Origin of the sequence: Sphingomonas soli NBRC 100801, from assembly GCF_001591025.1 — a bacterium.
Taxonomy (GTDB): domain Bacteria; phylum Pseudomonadota; class Alphaproteobacteria; order Sphingomonadales; family Sphingomonadaceae; genus Sphingomonas; species Sphingomonas soli.
This window is the reverse complement of sequence record NZ_BCTZ01000019.1, coordinates 106,768-115,321: the sequence shown is the minus strand read 5'-3', so window position 1 is coordinate 115,321 and position 8,554 is coordinate 106,768. Positions and strand designations below refer to the sequence as shown.

The following is an 8,554-nucleotide window of genomic DNA, read 5'->3' as shown; positions in this document are numbered from 1 at the left end:
AAAATCCTCCCCCGGAGGGGGAGGGGAACCGCGCCCAAAGGGCGTGGTGGAGGGGTATTCGCCACAAGCGCACCCGATGACGTTCAAAGCCAAACCGCAGCCCCACCCCCAACCGTCATCCCGGCCCTGTGCCGGGATCCGACAGGCAGCGAGCGATGGGCAAGCGGTCTAAACGGCGATGTCCGTGACACCGTGGACCCCGGCATAAGGACGGGGTGCCAAGCCTAGCCACCCACACGCCCCGCCCGCCCCCAAAAAATCCTCCCCCGGAGGGGGAGGGGAACCGCGCCCGAAGGGCGTGGTGGAGGGGTATTCGCCCAATGGGGCACGGCTAAAGATGCCCAAAGAGCCACGCAACCAGGGCACGACGTCTATAATAAACATCAGACACGAATTCGATGTGATCTCGTAAAAATGGATCCTCTGGCAAAGAGTAAACTTGCATGAGAGATCAAAAATTATAACTTGTGCGGAGTTGATCGGGGGATCGCGAGGCTATGGCTCATTGCACCGAGTGCGGAAATCAACTTCGTGGAACCGAAAAATTTTGCGGTGAATGCGGAACACCCTCTAGATCCGTCGAGACGCTAACCACCACGAGCGGGATTCGAGATCCGCGAAATGTTGAAACTCTTCTGGGAATGGCAAAAACGGCAGAACTTGGTGCGAACAACGCGGAGGCGTTGGAATACTACAATCGTGTACTGGAAATAGATCCTGCGATTACCGAGGCTTGGCTCGGCAAGGGTCGATCCGCGTCCTGGCAGTCTTCGTTGGCTACCTTTAGGGTCGCGGAGGGCCTGATTGCATTCCAACATGCGATCGCCACCGCTGGCGAGAACCGTGACGCCGTAATCCAAACGGCCGTAGAGGAAATAAATAAGATCATTTCGGCGCTGTATGCAATGTCGCGCAACCATATGGAAGAGTACGCCGCTCTGGATCAAACTTGGTCTAGCTATATCAACCAGACGGCTCAAATGCTGGAAGCCCTTGAACAAGCACACGATTGGGATCCGAGCAATAGGATTGTTCTAGAAAACATTGTCCATCTTACGAAGGACAATATCGAAGGGTATAAGTATTGGGACAACATTCATAACGTTTCTGGGGTGCACGCCATATCACCGCAGTACGAGGAAACGCTACGCGGCATAATGGATCGAGCGGTCGCAAGCCTGCGTCAGATCGATGACGCATATCAGCCGCCCGCAATTGAGAAAAAACAGGGCGGAGCCTGCTTCGTGGTTACAGCGGCAATGGGTGATGCCTCACATCCTGATGTCATTGCGTTGAGAAATTTTAGAGACCGATGGCTGTTGAAGCGACCTGTGGGGCGGGTGGCAATATCATGGTACTATCGCTTCGGCCCAACGCTTGCGGCGTTCGTCGGGAGATCACCCCTTCGCAGGCGCATTGCCTACTTTCTCCTCGTTCGTCCGGCAGTGACGGTTACTTCACGCAGGCTGCGATGACCTATTTCGGAGCATTTTTCTGTCTCCGACGACCAAAATCCGCCCTTCGGAGTCCGGGCGGCTATATTTAGAGCATTCTACCCGGCCTACATTCCCCACTCACCACGCAATAGCCCCTGGAACCCCTCCCCTTCCCCTCCCCCCCTCCGCGCGCTAAGGGCACCCCCGACTCTTCGCATCCGCAGTACCGGCGCGCTCGCGCGGGCTCCCTGGGCCCGCCTCCCCGTCCGCCCCCGCTGCGAGGCACAAACAGGGAAGGACCCGCGCCAAATGACCGCCGTCGGCAACAATGCACTCGGAACCCGCGACACGCTGAGCGTTGGCGCGAACACCTACAGCTTCTATTCGCTGCCCAAGGCCGCAGCGAAGCTCGGCGACATTTCGCGCCTGCCCTTCTCGATGAAGGTGCTCCTCGAAAACATGCTCCGCTTCGAGGACGGCAAGACCGTCACGCGCGAGGACGCGCAGGCGATCGTCGATTGGCAGAAGGATGCCCGTTCGAACCGCGAGATCCAGTATCGCCCCGCGCGCGTTCTGATGCAGGATTTCACCGGCGTTCCCTGCGTCGTCGATCTGGCGGCGATGCGCGATGCGATCACCTCGCTGGGCGGCGATGCGGCGAAGATCAATCCGCAGGTGCCCGTCCACCTCGTCATCGATCACTCGGTGATGGTCGACGAGTTCGGCAGCCCCAAGGCGTTCGAGCAGAACGTGGAAATCGAGTATGAGCGCAACAATGAGCGCTATGAGTTCCTGAAATGGGGTTCGAAGGCGCTCGACAATTTCTCGGTCGTCCCCCCCGGCACCGGCATCTGCCACCAGGTGAACCTCGAATATATCTCGCAGTCGATCTGGTCGTCGAAGGACGCGTCGGGCGAGACGGTGGCCTATCCCGATACGCTGGTCGGCACCGACAGCCACACCACGATGGTCAACGGCCTGGGCGTGCTCGGCTGGGGCGTGGGCGGGATCGAGGCGGAAGCCGCCATGCTCGGCCAGCCGGTTTCGATGCTGATCCCCGAAGTCGTCGGGTTCAAGCTCACCGGCAAGCTGGCCGAGGGCATCACCGCCACCGATCTGGTGCTCACCGTCACCCAGATGCTGCGCGCACGCGGCGTGGTCGGCCGCTTCGTTGAATTCTATGGGCCCGGCCTGACCGCGATGACGCTGGCGGATCGTGCGACGATCGCCAACATGGCGCCCGAATATGGCGCGACCTGCGGCTTCTTCCCGATCGACGAGCGCGCGATGGATTATCTGCGCCTCACCGGCCGCCCGGACGAGACGATCGCGCTGGTCGAGGCCTATGCCAGGGCGCAGGGCATGTGGCACGATGAGAGCAGCCCCGAGCCGATCTTCACCGATACGCTCGAGCTCGACATGTCGACCGTGAAGCCCAGCCTTGCCGGCCCGAAGCGTCCGCAGGACCGCGTTAGCCTCGACAGCGTCGATGAGGTGTTCAACGGCGACCTGCTCAAGGTCTACAAGAAGGAGCAGCCCGCGCGCGTGCCGGTTGAGGGCGCCAGCCACGATATCGGCGATGGCGATGTGGTGATCGCGGCGATCACGAGCTGCACCAACACGTCGAATCCCTCGGTGCTGGTCGCCGCGGGTCTGGTGGCGCGCAAGGCGCGCGCGCTCGGCCTGACGCGCAAGCCCTGGGTGAAGACCTCGCTGGCCCCCGGCTCGCAGGTCGTGACCGATTATCTGAACAAGGCCGGGCTGAGCGAGGATCTCGACGCGATCGGGTTCAACCTGGTCGGCTATGGCTGCACCACCTGCATCGGCAATTCGGGTCCGCTGGCGGAGCCGATCTCGGCTGCGATCAACGGCAATGATATCGTCGCGGCGTCGGTGCTGTCGGGCAACCGCAACTTCGAGGGCCGCGTGTCGCCGGACGTGCGCGCCAATTTCCTCGCCTCGCCGCCGCTGGTGGTCGCCTATGCGCTCAAGGGCACGGTGACCGAGGACATGTACGAAACGCCGCTGGGCGAAGGGACGGACGGGCCTGTGTACCTCAAGGACATCTGGCCCACGAACCAGGAAATCGCAGACCTGATGGCCGCCAACATCGACGACCGCATGTTCCGCGCGAGATATTCCAACGTTTACGCTGGCGACGACCATTGGCGCAAGATTAACGTAGAAGTTTCAGATACTTACGCCTGGCGCGCGGGTTCGACCTATATCCACAACCCGCCCTACTTCGCCGGCATGACCATGACGCCCGCGCCCGTCAACGACATCATCGACGCTAAGCCATTGGCAATATTGGGAGATTCGATCACGACCGACCATATTTCGCCGGCCGGATCGATCAAGGCGGACAGCCCTGCGGGCACGTTCCTCCAGGAGCGCCAGGTAAATCGCAAGGATTTCAACAGCTACGGTGCCCGTCGCGGCAACGATGAAGTGATGGTCCGCGGCACTTTCGCCAACATCCGCATCAAGAACGAAATGGTCCCCGGCATCGAAGGCGGCATGACCCGCTATGGCGGTCAGGTCATGCCGATCTACGACGCGGCGATGCGCCACAAGGCGGACGGCACCCCGCTCGTCATCATCGCCGGCAAGGAATATGGCACCGGCTCGTCGCGCGACTGGGCGGCGAAGGGCACCAACCTTCTCGGCGTCCGCGCCGTGATCACCGAAAGCTTCGAGCGTATCCACCGTTCGAACCTGGTCGGCATGGGCATCCTCCCGCTCCAGTTCGCAGACGGCCTGAGCCGCGAGAGCCTGAAGCTCAAGGGCAGCGACATGTACACGATCAAGGACGTGGCGAAGATCCGCCCGCGCCAGGATGTGGAAGTGACGCTCACCCGCGAGGATGGCACGGTCGAAACGTTCATGACCCGCTGCCGCATCGATACCGTCAACGAGCTGGAATATTTCCTCCACGGCGGCATCCTGCAATACGTTCTGCGGAACCTGGCAGCGTGATTGCCGCGTTCCTGGCCTCGGCGGCGCTGGCGCTCTCGTCTGCGCCTGCCGAGGACTGGCGCGCGGTCGAGGGAGTCGGTGACGCCGGCGCACAATTCTGGATCGATATGGACAGCATCCGGCTGGAGGGTGCGATCACGCACTTCCGCATTCGCTTCTCCATGCCGAATGTCGAGGGGCTGCTTTACGTCGACAGCGCGGCCGATTGCGCCGGCAAGACGGTCGAGATTCGGCACGTGCGCCGGATCAAGGACGGCCAAACCGTGGCGTCCGAAGACATCCCTCCCGGCACGCAGCCGCAATCGCTGGAGGACGAACAAGGGCTCATCCTCCAGAAGCTTATCTGCAAATCCTGACCTGGCGGATCGATTGGGCGGGCGCCGTCCTAACGGAAGGCGATTTTAGCCCCCGATCCCCAGCAGTTCGATCTTGAAGAACAGGGTCGCACCGCCTGGAATTTCGCCCCGCGTGACCGGGCCGTAACCGAGATCCGCAGGCACCGCGATTTCAAACACATCGCCCACGCCCATCAGCGGCACCGCGATCTGCCAGCCCTCGATCAGCGCACCCAGCGGGAATGTGGCAGGCTCGCCGCGCTTGTACGAACTGTCGAATTCGGTGCCGGTGGTCAGCGTGCCCGCATAATGCAGCGTCACCGTGTCCGCGACGGTCGGGTGCGCACCGCTGCCGTCGCCCTTGATCCGCCGCCAGCGCACGCCCCCCTGCGCGGTCTGCCAGCCATCGCTCGCGCTCAGCCCGGTAAGTGCCTTTTGCTGGCGCAGCGGCCAATCGGGATCCTGCGACGGATCCGCCCCGCGCTGCGCGCACGCGCTGGTGCTCCAGAGCAGGGCCACCGCACCAACCATCATCAAGCGCTTCACCGGATCGATCCTCCTGAAATTACCTGCGCCCGCTTAGCGGCCCTCGCGCCGACCCACAAGAAAACGGCGGCCCCGGGAGGAGCCGCCGTCAAAGTTTGCGAGGTACGTGTATATCAGAAGCGGAACGAAGCGCCTGCCGTGAACTTGCGCCCGATCAGACCGGCATAATGCCAGGTGGTCAGGAAGTTCGGCGAGCTGGCATAGGATGCCGGCGCGATCGGTGCCTTCGCGTTGAACAGGTTGCCCACGTTCACATAGAAGGTGAAGTCGTCGTTCACGCGCCACGTCGCATTGGCGTCGACGGTCACGAAGTCCTTCACATAGCAGAAGCGCTCGCTGTTCGGGTCGCTCGCCAGCGGCGCCTTGTAGAGGCTGGCCGTGCACGACGTGGACAGATTGCCCTGATCGGTCGCCACCGCCTTGATCTTGCCGACATAATAGGCCGTCGCGCTCAGCGAGAAATCATCCATGTCGAGCGTGGTCTGCCAGTTGCCGCGCCAGCTCGGCGTGCCGTTGCCCGAAGACAGGTCGTACGGCCCAAGCGTACCGGCAAAGCGCTGGACACCCGTCGTGGTATGACGGTTGTAGAGCATCACATGCGTAGCCTCCACGCGGCTGGTCAGGCGCACGCCATCGCCCAGCGGTGCACGAACCGTGGCCGAGAAGTCCAGACCGGTCGTCAGGTCGTTGTTCACGTTCACGAACGGCGCGTTGATGATCAGCAGTCGAGGCAGCGCAGCCGGGAACAGCGGATCGATGCCGTCAACCGTGTTGACCGAATAGCCCGGCCCGATCGCGGCAACTGCGGCGGTCGCGGCGGCCAGGTTGCTCTGGGTGTAATAAGCGCTGATCGCGCGGCCCGCGTCCGGCCCGTTCGCGATGAGGTTCGACTTCTTCACATTGTAATAGTCGATCGTCATGCTCAGCCACTTGAACGGCTCGAAGATCGCGCCGGCCGTGAAGCTGCGCGAGGTTTCCGGCTTCAGGTTCGGATTGCCGACAAATCCGCGGCCCACCGAGTAAGCGAGGCTGTACGGGTTGGTGGTGCCGCCATGCGCCGCCTGGAAATTGGCGGGCGGAGTCGTGGTCACGAAGCCGGCATAGGAAGAGCGCGGGCCCGATTCCGCAAAGGTCGGTGCTCGGAAGCCCTGCGAATAGGTGCCGCGGATTGCGAACTGGCGGATCGGGGTGAACTTCACGCCGATCTTGGGCGAAAAGCGGCCGAACCCTTCCGAATAATGATCGTAGCGGCCCGATGCGTTGACCTCGAGCGTGGTCAGGATCGGTGCCTGGATCTCGAAATAGCCGGCCGTCACGGTGTGCTGGCCGAATGCCGAGGAGGTGGTCAGGCTATAGGTATCCAGCGCGGCGTTCTGGTTGTTGTTCTCCAGCTTCTCGTCGCGGAACTGGCCGCCGATCGCGATCATCATCGGGCCGCCCGGCAGGTCGAACAGCCGCTTCGTGATCGACGCGTCGAGCGACACCATCTGCGAATAAGACGGCGTGGTCTTGTCCGGCGCGATGAAGTTGCGCACCGCCGCCGTGTTGAGCGACGGGTTCACGAAATTGTACGAACCCGTGTTGATCGCGTTCATCAGGTTCGCGATGTTCAGATAGCCGTGCTGGACGATCTTGAGCTCGTCGCGGGCATAAACGCCATCGACCTTCCAGGTCCAGTCATCGCCGAACGTACCGTGCAGGCCCGCCGCGAAGCGATAGACTTCGTTGGTGCGGTCGCTTCCCGCCAGGATGTCGCCGAACAGATAATAGATGCGCGCGGCGCCGTTCGCCGGATCGGCGGCATAGGCTGCGGCATATGGGTTGTTCGGGTTGAGCGTGCGGCCGGGCGTGCCCACCGTCGCGCAGTTCACGCCCGACGGGCAGATCCACACCGGCAGGACGATGCCCGGGTTGCTAGAGGCAAGCGACGGAGCGCCGCCATAAGGCTGCGTGTTGCGGATCGCGCGCGGCGCGTTGAGGATGCTGACATAGCTGTTGGAATAGCTGCCCGTCAGATACGCTTCGATATCGTCCGAGATGCGAACGCTGGCGCGGCCGTTGATCGACCATTTGCGCTGCAGCGGCGCGAGCTGGAAATACTCGTCCTCCAGGTTGTGCTTGCAGCCAACGCCGTTCACCGTCGCGCTGGTCTGCGTATAGGTGCCGTTCGCGCAGCTTGCGCTGAGCGTCTGGAACTGGGTGCTGAGCGCGGTGGCCGAGCCGGTCAGCGGATTGTTCAGGTTCGACTGGTTGACGCGCACGACCACCGCGTCCGGCGTCGCCGTCGTCAGCGAATTGTCCGCCGCGTTATTGTCGTTGCCGCCGATCGAGGTGAGGTCGCGATTATTGTACGGGAAGCCGCGGCTGTGATTGCTGACGCGGCCGTCCTGCTGGAATTCGCCGTTGAGGTAGAAATTCCACCCCTGCGTATCATAGTCGCCGATGCCGGCGGTGAGCGTCAGCCGCTGATGGCCCGCATCGCCCTTTTCGGAAGCGCCTGCCTGGGCGCGACCTTCGACACCGGCGAACTGCTTCTTGAGAATCAGGTTGACCACGCCGCCGATCGCGTCCGCGCCATAGCTCGACGACGCGCCGTCCTTCAGGACTTCGACGCGCTCGATCAGGCTGAACGGGATCGAGTTGAGATCGACATAGGCGTTATGGCCATCGTCGCTGATCGGGAAGTTGGTCGAACGCAGCCCGTCGACCAGCACCAGCGTCGACGAAACACCAAGGCCGCGCAGCGACACGGCCGAACCGCCCGCCGAGAAGCCGCTCTGGAAGCCGACGCCGATCGAGCCGGCGCTATCGGCCGAAACCGAGCGAATCGCATCGGCGACCGTGGTGATGCCGGCCTTATCGAGCGAATCAGCGGTCAGCACCGTGACGGGCGACGGCGTTTCGGTGTCGGTGCGACGGAACAGCGAGCCGGTGACGACAATGGCCTCTTCGTCCTCGCTGGCGGCGGGCGCGGTAGTGTCCTGCGCGGGGGCCGCAGTCTGAGCAAAGGCCGGGCTGGCGATCAGGCCCAGGGCCAGAGCGAGCGGCGCAGCGCCGCGACGGAGAATATGACGATAACGCGGCTGCATACTGGACTCCCTGAATTGCCACCCTCTGCGGGGCGAAATTGGCGGCGCCGTTCCCGCGCCGGGAGCTACCCCTGAGCCTGTAGAAATATTTTGTAAAGCCACAGACACATTTGCGCGTCATGGTGTGGTATGACTGCAACACGCATTCACCCATCGCATGGATGCTGAG

At 62.6% G+C, this 8,554-nt stretch carries 5 protein-coding genes and 1 pseudogene; 4 read left to right on the top strand and 2 right to left on the bottom strand.

The genetic code is table 11. The features are described from left to right. Positions 1–497: 497 nt before the first annotated feature. The 4 genes and pseudogenes from SSO01S_RS18135 to SSO01S_RS14685 all read left to right on the top strand — a co-directional run. Positions 498–563 (top strand): annotated as a pseudogene (locus SSO01S_RS18135) (zinc-ribbon domain-containing protein); the annotation flags it as partial. Positions 564–641: 78 nt separating this feature from the next. Then, complete coding sequence (locus SSO01S_RS17800; protein WP_066800197.1) at positions 642–1,475, top strand: CFI-box-CTERM domain-containing protein; 834 nt, start codon at positions 642–644, stop codon at positions 1,473–1,475. A gap of 270 nt (positions 1,476–1,745) precedes the next feature. Next, entirely contained in the window at positions 1,746–4,415 is a 2,670-nt protein-coding gene (gene acnA, locus SSO01S_RS14690; RefSeq protein ID WP_066800194.1) for an aconitate hydratase AcnA, read from the top strand. Next, a complete protein-coding gene (locus SSO01S_RS14685) occupies positions 4,412–4,771 on the top strand; it encodes a hypothetical protein (RefSeq protein WP_066800191.1) in 360 nt (119 codons plus the stop codon). Before acnA ends, SSO01S_RS14685 begins: the two co-directional genes overlap by 4 nt. 45 nt (positions 4,772–4,816) lie before the next feature. Here SSO01S_RS14685 and SSO01S_RS14680 read toward each other — a convergent pair whose 3' ends face one another. Beyond that, the gene (locus tag SSO01S_RS14680) at positions 4,817–5,296 is read right to left on the bottom strand and encodes an FKBP-type peptidyl-prolyl cis-trans isomerase (RefSeq protein ID WP_245646804.1); all 480 of its coding nucleotides are present in this window, start codon (positions 5,294–5,296) and stop codon (positions 4,817–4,819) included. Positions 5,297–5,409: 113 nt separating this feature from the next. After that, on the bottom strand, positions 5,410–8,385 hold the full coding sequence (locus SSO01S_RS14675; RefSeq protein ID WP_066800187.1) for a TonB-dependent receptor: 2,976 nt from the start codon (positions 8,383–8,385) through the stop codon (positions 5,410–5,412). Positions 8,386–8,554 lie beyond the last annotated feature (169 nt).